Below are 15,315 nucleotides of genomic sequence, written 5' to 3' on the forward strand. Positions count from 1 at the left end.
TCTAACCGCCTACGCGCATGCTACCCCCGCGCGGGGCGGTACTGCGTGTAAACCCGCTGGACGGGGCGGCCCCCCCGGGCGGGGGGTCGGGACGAGTCGTCCCGACCCCCGTCCGCAGGCTTACGCCTCGTCGTTGTCGACCCAGCTCATGAGCTTGCGCAGCTCCTTGCCGGTGGTCTCCAGCAGGTGGTTCTCGTCCTGCTTCTTGTACTCGTTGTACTTCTTCAGACCGCCGTGGTACTCGTCCATCCAGTTCTTGGCGAAAGTGCCGTCCTGGATCTCGGCGAGAACCTTCTTCATCTCGGCCTTGGTCTGGTCCGTGATGATGCGGGGGCCCGTGACGTAGTCGCCCCACTCGGCGGTCTCGGAGATCGACCAGCGCATCTTCTCCAGGCCGCCCTCGTACATCAGGTCCACGATCAGCTTCAGCTCGTGGAGGCACTCGAAGTACGCGATCTCCGGCTGGTAGCCGGCCTCGGTCAGGGTCTCGAAGCCCGCCTTGACCAGTGCGGAGGCGCCACCGCAGAGCACGGCCTGCTCGCCGAACAGGTCGGTCTCGGTCTCCTCGGTGAAGGTCGTCTTGATGACGCCGGCGCGGGTGCCGCCGATGCCCTTGGCGTACGAGAGCGCCAGCTCGAAGCCCTTGCCGCTGGCGTCCTGCTCGACGGCCGCGATACACGGAACGCCGCGGCCCTCCTCGTACTGGCGGCGGACCAGGTGGCCCGGACCCTTCGGGGCGACCATGGCGACGTCGACGCCGGCCGGCGGCTTGATGAAGCCGTAGCGGATGTTGAGGCCATGGCCGAAGAACAGCGCGTCGCCGTCCTTCAGGTTGTCCTTGATGGACTCCTCGTAGACCTGGGCCTGGAGCGGGTCCGGGACCAGGATCATGATGACGTCGGCCTCGGCGGCGGCCTCGGCGGGGGTCACCACGCGCAGGCCCTGCTCCTCGGCCTTGGCCTTGGACTTGGAACCCTCGTGCAGACCGACGCGGACGTCGACACCCGAGTCACGGAGCGACAGCGCGTGGGCGTGGCCCTGGCTGCCGTAGCCGATGACCGCGACCTTGCGGTTCTGGATGATGGACAGGTCGGCGTCGTCGTCGTAGAACAGCTCGGCCACAGGGATATCTCCTTGGTGTGCACGTCATTGGAATGACGCTGTTTGCGTCCCACCGTACGGCGGGAGGGGGTGAGGATGGCGGGGGGTCTCGCTAGGCGGAACGGTCGAGGGCCCGCAGGGACCGGTCCGTGATGGACCGGGCGCCCCGCCCTATGGCGATCGTGCCCGACTGGACGAGCTCCTTGATGCCGAACTGCTCCAGCATCTTCAGCATTGCTTCGAGCTTGTCACTCGAACCGGTTGCCTCGATGGTGACCGCCTCGGGCGAGACGTCCACGGTCTTGGCGCGGAACAGCTGGACGATCTCGACGATCTGGGAGCGGGTCTCGTTGTCCGCGCGGACCTTCACCAGCACGAGCTCGCGCTGGATCGCGCCGCCGGGCTCGAGTTCGACGATCTTCAGAACGTTGACCAGCTTGTTGAGCTGCTTGGTCACCTGCTCCAGCGGCAGGTCCTCGACATTGACCACGATGGTGATGCGGGAGATGTCGGGGTGCTCGGTGACACCGACGGCGAGCGAGTCGATGTTGAAACCGCGGCGGGAGAACAGGGCGGCGATCCGGGCGAGGATGCCGGGCGTGTTCTCCACCAGGACGGAGAGCGTGTGCTTGGACATGTGCGTCGTTCCTCTTCCTACGGCTCTCAGTCGTCTTCGTTGTCGCCGAAGTCGGGGCGGACGCCAAGCGCTGCCATGACCTCGTCGTTGGAGGTGCCGGCGGCGACCATCGGCCACACCTGGGCGTCCTCGTGGACGATGAAGTCGATGACGACGGGGCGGTCGTTGATCGCGTTGGCCTCGGCGATGACCTTGTCCAGGTCGTCCGGGGACTCGCAGCGCAGCGCGTAGCAGCCCATGGCCTCCGACAGCTTGACGAAGTCGGGGACGCGGGTGCCCTGGCGCGCCGTGGTGCTCGCGCCGACCTGGGAGCCGGCCACGTGGTGCCCGGTGTCATCGCTGTGCAGGACGGTGCTGGAGTAGCGCTGGTTGTAGAAGAGGGCCTGCCACTGGCGAACCATCCCGAGCGCGCCGTTGTTGATGATCGCGACCTTGATCGGGATGTTGTTCAGCGCGCAGGTGGTGAGCTCCTGGTTGGTCATCTGGAAGCAGCCGTCGCCGTCGATGGCCCAGACCGTGCGGTCCGGCATGCCGGCCTTGGCGCCCATCGCGGCCGGGATCGCGTAGCCCATCGTTCCGGCGCCGCCGGAGTTCAGCCAGGTGGCGGGCTTCTCGTAGTCGATGAAGTGGGCGGCCCACATCTGGTGCTGGCCGACGCCCGCGGCGTAGATGGTGTCCTCGGGGGCGAGCCGGCCGATGCGCTGGATGACCTGCTGCGGCGAGAGGCTGCCGTCGTCCGGCTGGTCGTAGCCGAGCGGGTAGGTCTCGCGCCAGCGGCTGAGGTCCTTCCACCAGGCGTCGTAGTCGCCGGTGTGGCCTTCACTGTGCTCGGCCTGGACGGCCTGGACCAGGTCGGCGATGACCTCGCGGGCGTCACCGACGATCGGCACGTCCGCGGTGCGGTTCTTGCCGATCTCGGCCGGGTCGATGTCGGCGTGGACGATCTTGGCGTACGGGGCGAAGCTGTCCAGCTTGCCGGTGACGCGGTCGTCGAAGCGGGCTCCGAGGGCGACGATCAGGTCGGCCTTCTGCAGCGCGGTGACGGCGGTGACCGCACCGTGCATGCCCGGCATCCCCACGTGCAGCGGGTGGCTGTCGGGGAACGCGCCCAGTGCCATCAGGGTGGTGGTGACGGGGGCGCCGGTGAGCTCGGCGAGGACCTTCAGCTCGGCGGTGGCGCCGGCCTTGAGGACGCCGCCGCCGACGTACAGGACGGGTCGCCGGGACTGGACGATCAGCTTGGCGGCCTCGCGGATCTGCTTGGCGTGCGGCTTGGTCACCGGGCGGTAACCGGGCAGGTCCTGCTGCGGCGGCCAGCTGAAGGTGGTCTGCGCCTGGAGGGCGTCCTTGGCGATGTCGACGAGGACCGGGCCCGGGCGTCCGGTGGAGGCGATGTGGAAGGCCTCGGCGATGGTGCGCGGGATGTCGTCGGCCTTGGTCACCAGGAAGTTGTGCTTGGTGATCGGCATCGTGATGCCGACGATGTCCGCCTCCTGGAAGGCGTCCGTGCCGATCGCCTTGGAGGAGACCTGGCCGGTGATCGCGACCAGCGGCACGGAGTCCATGTGCGCGTCGGCGATCGGGGTGACCAGGTTGGTGGCGCCGGGGCCCGAGGTCGCCATACAGACGCCGACCTTGCCGGTGGCCTGGGCGTAGCCGGTCGCCGCGTGGCCGGCGCCCTGCTCGTGGCGGACCAGGACGTGGCGGACCCTGGTGGAGTCCATCATCGGGTCGTACGCGGGGAGGATGGCGCCGCCGGGGATGCCGAATACCGTGTCGGCCCCCACTTCCTCGAGAGAGCGGATGAGGGACTGCGCGCCCGTGACGTGCTCAACTGCAGCGGTGTGTCCGCCGGTACGGGCCCGCGGCTGCGGATGGTGGGCCCCGGTGGCCTGCTCGGTCATCGGCATTCTCTTCTCGAAGCTGAGGGTTTTTGCGAGGGTTTGGGGTGTGCCTGTGCAACAAAAAACCCCTCGTGCCGTGAGGCAGGCGAGGGGAGCGCGTCGGGAGGGGTCTGCAGGGCTTTCGCGGCCCTGCTCAGCCGACGCGCTTTCCAAGTACGAGAATTCGGGTGCGCATGGCATTGACCCTCTCCCCGGCGCGCCATGACTGTCAAGTGGGTGGGACGCGCGTCTCATTATTTGAGCCATTGCGGGCAGGGAAGATGCCGCCTGTCAGGGCGGGCAGGGCGATTCCGCCGGGCACCGGGAACTCGTCGCGGACCAGGGCGCGGCGCAGCCGGTACTCGTCGAGCGGCCCCGAGAAGGCCATGCCCTGGCCGTGCGTGCACCCCATGGCGCGCAGTGCGAGCACCTGCTCGGGCATGTCCACGCCGTCCGCCACGGACTGCATGCCGAGGTCGCAGGCGATCCGCAGCAGCCCCGCGGTGATCTTGTGCAGCCGGGCGGACTCGACGACGCCCTCGACCAGCCCCCTGTCCAGTTTCAGTACGTCCACAGGGAGCCTGCGCAGTGCGTTGATGGCGGCGTATCCGCTGCCGAAGCCGTCCAGGGCGATCCGTACGCCGAGTCTGCGCAGCGCGACGAGCCGCTGCTCCAGATCGTCGAAGGAGATCCGCGGATCGCTGTCGGCGAGCTCGATGACCAGCGCCCCCGACGGCAGCCCGTGCCGGGTGAGGAGGGCTTCGATGGAACCGAGCGGCAGGGACTTGTCCAGCAGCCGGCCGGCCGAGAGCCGGACCGACACGGGCACCCGGTGGCCCGCCCTGCTGCGCTCGGCAGCCTGCTCCACGGCCTCTTCGAGCAGCCAGCGGCCGAGCTCGGCCGTGCGGGCAGCCTCTGGAGTGTCCGCACTGTCGGCGACCCGCAGGAATTCGGCCGGGGTGAACAGGATGCCCTGAGGGGAGCGCCAGCGGGCCTGGGCGGCGACCGCGGCGATACGGCCTGTGACGATGCTCACCACGGGCTGGTGGAGCAGCGCGAACTCGCCCTCGTGCAGGGCGCTGCGGAGCCGGGCTGCCAGCTCGGTGCGGCGTACCACGTCGGCCTGCATCTGCGGGGCGTACAGCTCGACGCGGTCCTTGCCCGCGGCCTTGGCGCGGTACATGGCGAGATCGGCGTTGCGCATCAGGTCGGTGGGGGTGATGGCGGGCTCGGCGAAGGCCACCCCAATGGAGGCGGCCACCCGCACTTCGCGGCCGTCCACGCGGTATGGCTGGGAGAGGGTCAGGCGCAGCCGGTCGGCGATCTCGCGTACCTGGTACTGACGGGCGGACTGGTCGCGGGAGCCGTCGCCGACAACGAGGGCCGCGAACTCGTCACCGCCCAGACGGGCTGCGGTGTCCCCGGACCGTACCGAATCCTGCAGCCGGCGGGCCGCCTGGATCAGCAGCTCGTCGCCGGCCAGGTGGCCGAGGCGGTCATTGACCCCCTTGAAACCGTCGAGGTCGATGAAGAGCACGGCGGTGCCGGAGTCGCCCGCGCGGCGGCCGGTGAGGGCCTGGCGGACGCGCTCGGTGAAAAGGGCGCGGTTGGGCAGGTCGGTGAGCGGGTCGTGCTCGGCGTTGTGCTGCAACTGCGCCTGCAGCCGGACCCGTTCGGTGATATCGCGGCTGTTGAAGATCAGCCCACCCTGGTGGCGGTTGACCGTGGACTCCACATTGAGCCAGTCGCCGCTGCCCGATCTGAAGCGGCAATCGATCCGCGTGGTCGGCTCATCGGCCGGCGGAGCGGCGAGAAACCGGCGCACTTCATGGATCACCCGGCCGAGGTCCTCGGGGTGGATCAGACAGGCCAGCTCGGAGCCGATGAGCTCCTCGGCCTCGCGGCCGTAGACACCGGCGGCTGCGGGGCTGACATAGCGCAGTATCCCGCTGGGGGCGGCGATCATGATGACGTCGCTCGACCCCTGCACCAGCGAGCGGAAGTGGTTCTCCTTCTGCGCCAGCTCGTGGGTGAGGGCGATGTTGTCGAGGAGCATGATGCCCTGCCGGACGACCAGGGCGAGGACCACGGTGCAGCCGGTGAGGACGACGACCCGGTCCACTCGGCGGCCCTCAATGACGTTGTAGAGAATGCCGAGTGTGCAGACGGCGGCAGCGAGATACGGGGTGAGGGCGGCCAGCGAGCCGGCGACGGGACGGCTGGGGTGGCGGGGGCCGCGCGGGGGCCTGGCCGTCTCGGCCGTACGGCGTGCGCCCCAGGGGGCGTACGCGAGCAGCAGCGAACCGGCGAACCAGCCCGCGTCGAGGAGCTGGCCCGAGCGGTAGCTCTCGCGCAGCAGCGGCGAGGTGAACAGGGCGTCGCACAGGACGGTCAGGGCGAGCGCGGCGATGGCGGTGTTGATCGCGGAGCGGTTGGTGGCCGAGCGCCGGAAGTGCAGCGCGAGCACCAGGCTGACCAGCACGATGTCCAGCAGTGGATACGCGAGGGCGAGCGCGGCGGGAGCCACGCTCTCGCCCTGGACGCGCGCGGTGTGGGCGAGCGCGATGCTCCAGGAGAGGGTGAGGAGGGAGCCGCCGATCAGCCAGGCGTCCAGCGCGAGGCAGACCCAGCCCGCCCTGGTGACCGGGCGCTTGGCGAGGACGAGGAGGCCGACGATGGCGGGCGGCGCGAAGCAGAGGAAGAACAGGTCGGCGATCGAGGGACTCGGTACCTCGCGGTCCAGCACGACCTCGTACCACCCCCAGACGGCGTTCCCGCACGATGCCATCGCGGAGGAGACCGCGAACAGCAGCCAGGCGGGCCGAAAGCGGCTGTGCTTGGAACGGGCGTAGATCAAGCAGGAGACCGTGGCGACCAGGGCGGCGGCGCTCAGCCCGAAGTCGCCCATGACCAGAGCGACTTCGGGCGAACCCCAGCCGACGGCGGCGCCCACACCGTAACCGGAGCAGATGGCGGCGAGGAGGATCTGGGAGCGCAGCCCCGCGGCGCCGCCGGAGAACGCCTGGCGGGCCAGGAGCACCCCCGGGGCGCTCACGGGGCCGCCGCGGGGAGCGCCGCCGTCGGTGTGACAGTGATCGGAGCGACTATTTGCGTCGCAGCGTGCGAGGGTCGTCGGCGGCGGCCTCGCCGCGTCGGATCGTTCGTGCAATGGCCGTGCATCGCCCGTCGCCCCCCTCGAAGTCTGATCGGCAGTCAGGTCGCGCTACTGCACCGCCCCTGCCTGGTGCAGCCCCCAGGTCGGGACGATACACCAGTCTCGTCACTCAGGGACATAGCACCTCTACTCTCCGTGACCACCAGCCGCCTTGTTGCCACATGGCGCAACCAAACGACTTCATAGAGTGCACGAAGCGCGGGCGCGAAGGGTTCACTGTCCGGTCGTGAGCACCACGTTGTGCACCGGCTCGCCCGCGGCGAAACGGGTGAGCTGTCCGGCCAGCAGCCGCTTGGCGCGCGGCATGAAAGCCGAGGTGGAGCCGCCCACATGGGGGCTGATGAGGACACCGGGGGCGTGCCAGAGGGGGTGGCCCTGGGGCAGCGGCTCCGGGTCTGTGACATCAAGGGCGGCGGTGATGCGTCCGCTCTCCACCTCCGCGAGCAGGGCTTTGGTGTCGACGACCGGGCCTCGGGCGACGTTCACCAGCAGCGCGCCATCCTTCATCCGGGCCAGAAAACCGGCGTTGGCCAGGCCTTTCGTCTGCTCGGTGAGCGGGGTGGACAAGATCACGACATCCGCGTCCGGGAGCAGCGCGGGCAGGTCGGTGAGTGCGCGCACTTCGCCGCGCTCCGCAGTGCGGGCGGAGCGCGCGACGCGCGCCACCCGCGCGCATTCAAACGGCGCGAGCCGGTCCTCGATGGCGGCGCCGATCGATCCGTATCCCACGATGAGCACCGACTTGTCGGCGAGCGCCGGATAGAAGCCGGACCGCCATTCCTCCTTGTCCTGGCCGTGTACGAAGCCGGGGACACCGCGCAGGGAGGCGAGGATCAGGGCCAGGGTGAGCTCGGCGGTGGAGGCTTCGTGGACGCCCTTGGCGTTGCACAGGCGCACGCCGGCGGGCAGCAAGCCGAGTCCGGGTTCCACATGGTCGATCCCCGCGGAGAGGGTCTGGATGACGCGTACGGATGTCATCGCGGCCAGCGGGCGGACGGCGACCTCCAAGCCCTTCATGTACGGGACGGCGTAGAAGGCACAGTCGGCGGGGTCGGCGGGAAAGTCAGGACCGCCGTCCCAGAAAAGGTAGTTGAGGCCCGAGTCCGAGGGGTCGGGAAGCCCTTGGATCTCGTCGGCCGGAATCGGGAGCCACACATCTGAAGTCATGGTCAAGAGGCTATGCGAAGGATCTCGGTCCGCATTGGTTAGTTTGGTCAGCGGCCGAAGGAGGGGTACGGACAGTTGGAGCGCAGGACAATCGGTGCGGCGGCCCTCGAAGTGGGCGCGATCGGGCTCGGCTGTATGCCGATGAGCTGGGCGTACAGCAACTCCCAGCAGCGCGGGGAGCGATCGCTGCGCACGGTGCACACCGCGCTCGACGCCGGCTGCGGCCTGCTGGACACGGCCGATATGTACGGGCCCTTCACCAATGAGCTGCTGATCGGGCGGGTGCTGAAGGAGCGGCGCGGGGACGCGTTCGTATCGACGAAGGTCGGGCTGCTCGTCGGCGATCAGCATGTGGTCGCCAACGGGCGACCTGGGTATGTGAAGCGGGCCTGTGACGCCTCGCTGCGGCGGCTGCAGACCGATGTGATCGATCTCTATCAGCTGCACCGGACGGATCCGGAGGTTCCGGTCGAGGAGACCTGGGGCGCGATGGCGGAGCTGGTGAGCGCGGGAAAGGTGCGGGCGCTGGGCATGTGCGCGGTGGGGGCGCGCGCGTCCAGGCGCTCCGGGGCGCATCTGCACGAGGGAACGATCCGGCAGCTGGAGCGGGTGCAGCAGGTGTTCCCGGTGAGCGCGGTGCAGGCGGAGCTGTCGGTGTGGTCGCCGGAGGCGCTGGAGCGGCTGTTGCCGTGGTGCGAGGCGCGGGGGGTGGGGTTCCTGGCGGCGATGCCGCTGGGGAACGGATTTCTGACGGGGACGCTCACGCCGGGGCAGGGCTTCGAGCCTGACGACGTGCGGGCGCGGCATCCGAGGTTCACGGCCGAGATGATGGCGGCGAACCAGCCGGTGGTGGCGGGGCTGCGGCGGATCGCCCAGCGGCATGGCGCGTCTCCTGCCCAGGTCGCGCTGGCGTGGGTACTGGGGCGGGGGCGGAATGTGGTGGCGGTGCCGGGGGCGAAGCGGGAGGAGTGGGTGGTGCAGAACGCGGGGGCGGCGGATCTTGAACTGACGGGGCGGGATCTGGCGGAAGTGGCGGAACTGCCGTCGGCGCGGGGATCCTGGGACTGAGTGAACTCTCGCTCGTTCTTCTGGCTCTTGACGGAAGATCGGGAACCTGGGGGGCGGCTGCGGTGTAAGAACAGTAGTCAGGCAGTTCAAGCAGCCGTCGAAGGGATCAGAACTGTGCAACGTCCTGCTGTTACAGCCGTGCTGTCCACTGCCGTGCTTCTGCTCGTGGCCGGGTGCTCGTCCGGTGACGGCGAGGCGCCTGCCGGCCGGAAGGGGGCGACGTCCGCCACCACGGCCCCCGCCGCATCCGCCTCGGGAGGGTCGCCGAGTCCGACGGGCCCGCCCGCGAAGGGCTCGGTGAAGGTGGTGTCCACACTGACGCAGGACCTGAAGTCGCCGTGGGGCGTCGCCGCGCTGCCCGAAGGCGATCTGCTGGTCGCCTCGCGCGACGAGGGGACGATCAGCCGGGTCGACGCGGAGAGCGGCAAGCAGACCGTGATCGGCTCGGTGCCGGGGGTCTCCCCGGGTGGCGAGGGCGGGCTGCTGGGCCTGGCGGTCTCCCCCTCGTTCGCCTCGGACCATCAGGTGTACGCGTACTTCACCACCGAGTCGGACAACCGCATCGCCCGCATGCTGTACGAGGAGCAGAAGCCGGCAGAACAGCAACTGGGCGCGCCGGACACGGTGTTGAGGGGCATCCCCAAGGGCCTCGTACACAACGGCGGACGGATCGCGTTCGGCCCGGACAAGATGCTCTATGCAGGCACGGGCGAGACGGGCGACACGGGGCTCGCGCAGGACAGGAAGTCGCTCGGCGGCAAGATCCTGCGGATGACCCCGGACGGGCAGCCGGTGCACGGCAATCCGGACGCCGACTCCGTCGTCTACTCATGGGGCCACCGCAATGTGCAGGGGCTCGCCTGGGACTCCGACAAGCGCCTGTGGGCCGCCGAGTTCGGCCAGAACACCTGGGACGAGCTCAACCTGATCGAGCCGGGGAAGAACTACGGCTGGCCGGAGGTGGAGGGCAAGGGCGGCGGCTCCGGTTTCGTCGACCCGGTGGCCCAGTGGAGGACGGCGGAGGCCTCGCCGAGTGGCATCGCGTACGCATCGGGCTCGATCTGGATGGCGTCACTGAAGGGCGAGCGGCTCTGGCGAATCCCGCTGGCGGGCGCGGAACCCTCGGCGGAGCCCCAGTCGTTCCTGGAGGGGATCCACGGCCGTCTGCGCACGGTCCTGTCGGTGGGCGGAACCGAGGTCTGGCTCGTCACGAGCGAGACGGACCGCCGGGGATCACCCGAGCCGGGGGACGACAAGATCCTCCAACTGGAGGTGAAGTAGGGGTGTACGGCTCGGGGCGCGGCTGCCGCCGGGCGCGGGCACCGGCCGTCAGGCGCCACGCCGCCCTGTCTGCTCAGGCCGATGCGGCCATCGGTGTCCAACAGGCCTTATTTTCGGGAGAGTTCGACGCCCTCGGTGAGGATGTCGACCGCCTCCCGTGAGCGGCCGACGCCCTCCAGCACGGACGGCAGATTCACATGCGTACGCCCCACGTGCGCGGGCAGGCCAAGGGCGACGGCCCGCTCCTTGACCGCGCACATCTCCGCGAGCCCCTCATCGATGTTGCCCGCGTCGACCATGAGGCTGCCGAGGGTGAGGCGGGCCCGTAGCTCGTTGTTCTCCTCGCCGACCATGCGCGCATACTCCACGGCGAGCTCGGCGGTCGCCAGGCTGCCCGGCCCCGGGTCGTGCACCATGCCCCAGCTCGCCGCCTCCGCGAGCACCTCCGCGTGGACGGCGGACGGCGGCAGTCCGCGCACCAGCTCCTGCGCGGCCGCCAGCTCCGCCCACCCGTCGCCGCGGCCCAGCGACGAGACGAGCCGGGAGCGCTGGACGGAGAACCAGGCGCTGCGCAGCGCGTCGTTCTCCGCCTCCGCCAGCCGCTGCCCGCGCTTGGTGATCTTCAGCGCGCGTTCGCGCTCGCCACTGAGCCGGCCCGCGACGGACGCCTCGGCCATCAGGTCGAGGAAGCGCAGCGGCGTGGTGGCCGGATCGCAGCCGCACGGAGGGTACGCCTCCGCGTAGTCGACCGGCCGCAGCGCCGTCCGCACCTCCTCCGGCGCGCTGTCCCAGAGCTCCATCGCCCGCCCCAGCAGCCGCAGTTGCTCGGCGTACGCATGCCGCCGCCGCGCCTCGACCGAGGCGCTCAGCACCGCAGGGAGGGCCTTCGCGGCGTCATTCGCGTGGTACCAGTAGCTGGCGAGGCGCATTGCCCGCTCCTCGCACCGTACGAGCGCCGGGTCGGCCTCCAGCGCCTCGGCGTAACGCCTGCTGAGCCGGGAGCGCTCGCCGGGCAGCAGATCGTCGCCCACGGCCTCGCGCGCGAGGGAGTGCCGGAAGCGGTAGCCGTCGCCGTCCGGCGTGGCCACCAGGATGTTCGCGCCCACCGCGGCGCGCAGCGCCTCTATGAGGTCGTCCTCACAACGGCGTCTTGCGATGCCCCGACTCTCGTCGCTCAGAGGGGTCCGCCACATCGGGAGGGTGCCGCATCTTCGCGCGGAGGGGGTCCTTGGAGGCGGCGGGGATGCGTACGCCCAACTGCCTAAGGCCCCTGCTCGCCCGGCCTTAGGGGCGCTGCTCGCCCGGCCCTTGGGATCGCTGCTCGCCCGGCCTTAGGGGGGCGCTGCCCGCTCGCGTTCAGGGCCGCTGCTCGTAGATGTACGGAGTGGTGGTGCTCAGCGGGGCGAAGCCGAGCCGTTGCAGGATCGGGCGGCTCTGACTGGAGGCGTCGACCTGCAGGAAGCGGTAGCCGCTCGCGGCGGCGATACGGGCCCGGTGGGCGATCAGTGCCCGGTAGATGCCACGGCCGCGCCAGGCGGACACGGTGCCGCCGCCCCAGAGGCTCGCGAATTCGGTTCCCGGGTGGAGCTCCATCCGCGCCCCGCAGACCGGCTGTTCGCCGGCCAGCGCGACGGTCAGGCCGATGGTGTCCGGGGTCTGGGCCAACTGGGCGAGGAGCTGTTCGCGCAGCCGGGTCCCGCTCGTGCCGAAGGCCTGCTCGTGCACGTCGGCCAGGAGATCCACGCCCGCCGGGTCGGTGACCGGTTCCAGCCTGATGCCGTCAGGGGGTTCGACGTCGGTGGGCAGGTCGCGGATCTCGGCGACCATCAGGGTTTCTTCGGGCTCGGGTGTGAAGCCGGCCGCCCGCAGCCGCGCGCCGAGGTCGCCAGGCCGGTCGTAGGAGTACAGCTTCCACTCGAAGTCCCGCCCCAGGGCGGTGAAGTACCGCACCTGCTCGGCGATCGCGGCGTCGGCCGTGGCGGGGTCCAGGCCTGACCAGACGACGCCGTTCCAGTCGCCGTCGACTCCGGCCCGCCGCACCACGTCGCCGGCCCGCTCGGCTCCTTCGCCACGCTGCCGCAGCTGGTGGTCGAACAGGCTGAGTACCGCGTCATGATCCATCCGCTCAGTGCAGCACCGGACGGACAGACGCACCAACAGGTTTCTGGGCCGCAGCTACGACTACGAGCCTGCGCTGGGCAGCGACAGGAAGAGGTCGAAGTACATGCCGACGGAGAAGATCAGCCCCAGGACGCCCAGTACGACTCCGGCCACGGCGAAGGCCCGTACCCAGCCGGCCCTCTGCGGCAGGGCGAACACAGCCAGGCCGACGAGCAACGCGAGCAGCGCGAAGATGCCGTTGAACAGGGCGGTGGTGTGCCAGGCGTCGCCGTAGATCGCGGAAATCTGCTGGGCGGGGGTGCCGCCCTGCGAGGTCTTGATCTGGCCGATCAGCGTCTGCCGCTCGGCGGCGACCCTGCCGACCCAGCTGCCGCTGAGTGCCACGACGCCGAGGCCGGCCGAGACGACGCCCGCGGCGGCGGCTCCGAGGCCGGAGGAGGCGCGCGGCGTCTCGTCGGCAGCCTCGGCCTCGGCTTCGGCCTCGTCCCTGTCCTCGTCGGTAAGAGGCTCGGCGGGCTCGGCAGGCTCGACCTGCTCGGCGGCAGCCGCGTCGGGCACGTCCGTCACGTCGGTCGTGCCAGTGATCTCTTTGGTCTCGGTGGGGTTCATGCGCCGCACGCTAGGGGCCGATTCTGAGAGTCCCCTTAACGACGACCAAACCCCTGGGCGACCACCCCTTAACGCCTGGCCTCAGCGAACTTCCTGCGCCCGCAGCTCCCGCCACTCCGGCGCCAGCACCGACCAGACCTCCATGTCGTGCCGTACGCCCTCGTACGGGTAACTCTCCCGCAGCACCCCCTCCCGCACCATCCCCAGCCGCTTGGCGACATTGATGCTCGCGGTGTTCCCCGAGGCCACCTGCCACTCGAGACGGTGCATTCCACGCTCGTACACCGCCCAGTCGATGATCACGCGCGCGGCTCGTGTGACGAGCCCGCGCCCGGCCGCCGACGGCTCCAGCCAGCAGCCCGCCTCGCACGCGCCGCTCGCGGTGTCCCAGATACGGAACAGGACACCGCCGACGAGGGTCCCGTCCAGCCAGATCCCGTAGATGCGCCCGCCGTCCGCGGCCTGCTTGTCGGCGTACGACTGGAGGAAGGCCCGCGCCGAGTCGACATCCGTGGCGACGGCGGCGAGTGCGACGTACTGGCCGATGAACTCCCGGCCCCGGTCGATATGGGCGAGGTACTCCTCGGCCTGCCAGGGCTCCAGCGGCCGCAGTTCCGCCCCGTCGCCGCCCAGCGGTGTCGCAAACATCGTCTTCCTCCGGCCCGGTTACGGCACGAGCTGTCCGTCCTCGCTCGCGCGCTGCCCAGGGATCTTCGCATGCACGCGGCACTCGGGCGGCTCGATGCTGATACGCGGCAGTGGGCGGTCCAGCCGGCGCGGCAGCCACCAGTTCAGTCGTCCAGGTCGGCCTCGTCGACGTAGGCCGGCGGGCGGATCGTGGCGACGCTGCTCGCGAACCCGCGATGAAGCTGAGCGAGTCCATCGCCTTCGACGCCGCGGAGGATGCCCGCCGGTGCCCGGCCTGTGAACACCGCCGATTTCGGCGCGATCTGAGCGGTGAATGCCCAAACGTGCGGCGGGTGTTGTCGGTGGCGGCTGGCACGATGGATGACATGGAAAACACGGGGACCAACCTGCCGATCCTGACACCCGGCGACGCCGCGGAGTTCGCCCTGACGCTCCATGACGCGCCCGACGCGTACCTCGACCGGGACCCGGTCCCGGTACTGGCGTACGACCCGGGCGCCTCGCTCCGGGACCGGCGGCAGGCCTTCCGCGAGGTGTACGACGCAATAGTGGCCAGGATCGGCGAGCCGACGCTCTACGGAGGCTCGGCAGAAGGCCCCAACGTCCGCTGGCGGGACGGCAGAAGGCTGGTGCTGCTCGCCGGAAACCGCCACCGGGCGCAGCTGTCGGTCCACGACACGGACACCCTGGAGCAAGGGGAACGACGCGCCTTCGAGTGGGGCGGCGCCTGGTCGGCGGAGGAGCCGCACGACTTCGACTTCCTGCCGTACACCTGGCAGTTGGACCGCAGCGGCCCCGGCGAGCGCCCGACCGAGCGGCCCGGCGGCCGGCAGGCATCCTGCCTCGAACACTTCGAAAGCGCGCTCGAGTTGCTGCTCACGGCGTGGGTGGAGCAGCTTCCGGTGCAGGTCGGCGACGATTGGGCGAGCTTCAGCGTGACCAGCGGCGCGGACCGCGGCCGACAGCTGCTCATCTCATACGCGCTGGAGGACGGGCTGCATGTCTCGGTCGACGACCGTGACGGCGAGAACAGCCCGGAGCGGGCGCGGTTGATGCACTCGCGTGGCTGGAGGTCCCGCGACCGGGGCTGGTGGCAGACGGACTTCCCGGACCCGGAGCGCGGGGAGGTGGCGGCGGTGGCCAGCCTGGCCATCACGGAACTGCGGGCACGCGGCACGAAAGAGCCGGAGGAACTGCGAGCGAGGGACGCCAGCTGCAAGGACCGCGGCGAACTGTGGTTGCCGGGCCTGGGCATACGCCACTGACGCCCGCCTTGGCTGCGGCACGGAGGCCCAGCGCCCGAGGGTCGACCCGCGGCCGGTCGTGACACTGCCCGACGGGTCCGGGGTGGGGTGGGCCTGCGGCACGCTGTGGTGCGCATACGCCGGCCCACGGGTCGAACCGCGGGCCGGTCGTGGCAGTAGCCAACGGCGCCCGGGGCAGACTGCGGCCGGCCACGGCACCGGCCCGCCCCTCCGGGGTGGGCCCGCTCCGCGGCCGACTGCGGCCTCCCGGCGTCACCGGCGCCCCCGCAACCCGTCCGCCGAACAACCGTCGTCGCGCCAAGACCCACGGCTTCCGCCTGCGGATGCGCACCCGTGCCGGCCGCGCGATTCTCGCGAACC

General features: G+C 70.4%; 12 protein-coding genes and 1 pseudogene. 4 read left to right on the forward strand and 9 right to left on the reverse strand.

What is annotated here, in order from left to right; all coding sequences use genetic code 11:
* Positions 1-120 precede the first annotated feature (120 nt).
* The 5 genes from ilvC to ACWDO5_RS32245 all read right to left on the reverse strand — a co-directional run bounded on the left by ilvC (position 121) and on the right by ACWDO5_RS32245 (position 7,963).
* On the reverse strand, positions 121-1,122 hold the full coding sequence (ilvC, locus tag ACWDO5_RS32225; RefSeq protein WP_450534053.1) for a ketol-acid reductoisomerase: 1,002 nt from the start codon (positions 1,120-1,122) through the stop codon (positions 121-123).
* A 91-nt stretch (positions 1,123-1,213) separates the two neighbouring features.
* Complete coding sequence (gene ilvN, locus ACWDO5_RS32230; protein ID WP_005311534.1) at positions 1,214-1,738, reverse strand: acetolactate synthase small subunit; 525 nt, start codon at positions 1,736-1,738, stop codon at positions 1,214-1,216.
* A 26-nt stretch (positions 1,739-1,764) separates the two neighbouring features.
* Positions 1,765-3,648, reverse strand: coding sequence for an acetolactate synthase large subunit (locus ACWDO5_RS32235; RefSeq protein ID WP_450534054.1), 1,884 nt, complete (start codon positions 3,646-3,648; stop codon positions 1,765-1,767).
* Between the two features lie 202 nt (positions 3,649-3,850).
* Positions 3,851-6,676, reverse strand: a complete 2,826-nt coding sequence (locus ACWDO5_RS32240; protein ID WP_450534055.1) for a putative bifunctional diguanylate cyclase/phosphodiesterase — start codon at positions 6,674-6,676, stop codon at positions 3,851-3,853.
* Positions 6,677-7,009: 333 nt separating this feature from the next.
* Positions 7,010-7,963, reverse strand: coding sequence for a 2-hydroxyacid dehydrogenase (locus ACWDO5_RS32245; protein WP_450534057.1), 954 nt, complete (start codon positions 7,961-7,963; stop codon positions 7,010-7,012).
* A gap of 75 nt (positions 7,964-8,038) precedes the next feature.
* Here ACWDO5_RS32245 and ACWDO5_RS32250 point away from each other — a divergent pair, with 75 nt between their 5' ends.
* Positions 8,039-9,031 (forward strand): aldo/keto reductase, encoded by a 993-nt coding sequence (locus ACWDO5_RS32250; protein ID WP_450534058.1) that lies wholly within the window; start codon positions 8,039-8,041, stop codon positions 9,029-9,031.
* A gap of 114 nt (positions 9,032-9,145) precedes the next feature.
* A complete protein-coding gene (locus ACWDO5_RS32255) occupies positions 9,146-10,312 on the forward strand; it encodes a PQQ-dependent sugar dehydrogenase (RefSeq protein WP_450534060.1) in 1,167 nt (388 codons plus the stop codon).
* A gap of 119 nt (positions 10,313-10,431) precedes the next feature.
* Here ACWDO5_RS32255 and ACWDO5_RS32260 read toward each other — a convergent pair.
* The 4 genes and pseudogenes from ACWDO5_RS32260 to ACWDO5_RS32275 form a co-directional block, all read right to left on the reverse strand.
* Positions 10,432-11,451 (reverse strand): annotated as a pseudogene (locus ACWDO5_RS32260) (hypothetical protein); the annotation flags it as partial.
* Between the two features lie 217 nt (positions 11,452-11,668).
* A complete protein-coding gene (locus ACWDO5_RS32265) occupies positions 11,669-12,433 on the reverse strand; it encodes a GNAT family N-acetyltransferase (RefSeq protein WP_450534062.1) in 765 nt (254 codons plus the stop codon).
* A gap of 60 nt (positions 12,434-12,493) precedes the next feature.
* The gene (locus ACWDO5_RS32270) at positions 12,494-13,051 is read right to left on the reverse strand and encodes a hypothetical protein (protein ID WP_450534063.1); all 558 of its coding nucleotides are present in this window, start codon (positions 13,049-13,051) and stop codon (positions 12,494-12,496) included.
* A 72-nt stretch (positions 13,052-13,123) separates the two neighbouring features.
* Positions 13,124-13,690, reverse strand: a complete 567-nt coding sequence (locus ACWDO5_RS32275; protein ID WP_450534065.1) for a GNAT family N-acetyltransferase — start codon at positions 13,688-13,690, stop codon at positions 13,124-13,126.
* Positions 13,691-14,055: 365 nt separating this feature from the next.
* Between ACWDO5_RS32275 and ACWDO5_RS32280 the strand changes: the two genes are divergently transcribed.
* Both ACWDO5_RS32280 and ACWDO5_RS32285 read left to right on the forward strand, forming a co-directional pair.
* A complete protein-coding gene (locus ACWDO5_RS32280) occupies positions 14,056-14,955 on the forward strand; it encodes a hypothetical protein (RefSeq protein WP_450534066.1) in 900 nt (299 codons plus the stop codon).
* Positions 14,956-15,191: 236 nt separating this feature from the next.
* The coding region (locus ACWDO5_RS32285; RefSeq protein ID WP_450534068.1) for a large ribosomal subunit protein bL34 at positions 15,192-15,315 on the forward strand (124 nt) is incomplete at its 3' end.

The organism is Streptomyces sp. NPDC000880, assembly GCF_053599675.1.

Coding starts and splice junctions, on each gene's coding strand:
- ilvN (WP_005311534.1), bottom strand. CDS start 1,738: ATGTCCAAGCACACGCTCTCCGTCCTGGTGGAGAACACGCCCGGCATC.
- ACWDO5_RS32235 (WP_450534054.1), bottom strand. CDS start 3,648: ATGCCGATGACCGAGCAGGCCACCGGGGCCCACCATCCGCAGCCGCGG.
- ACWDO5_RS32245 (WP_450534057.1), bottom strand. CDS start 7,963: ATGACTTCAGATGTGTGGCTCCCGATTCCGGCCGACGAGATCCAAGGG.
- ACWDO5_RS32265 (WP_450534062.1), bottom strand. CDS start 12,433: ATGGATCATGACGCGGTACTCAGCCTGTTCGACCACCAGCTGCGGCAG.
- ACWDO5_RS32275 (WP_450534065.1), bottom strand. CDS start 13,690: ATGTTTGCGACACCGCTGGGCGGCGACGGGGCGGAACTGCGGCCGCTG.
- ACWDO5_RS32280 (WP_450534066.1), top strand. CDS start 14,056: ATGGAAAACACGGGGACCAACCTGCCGATCCTGACACCCGGCGACGCC.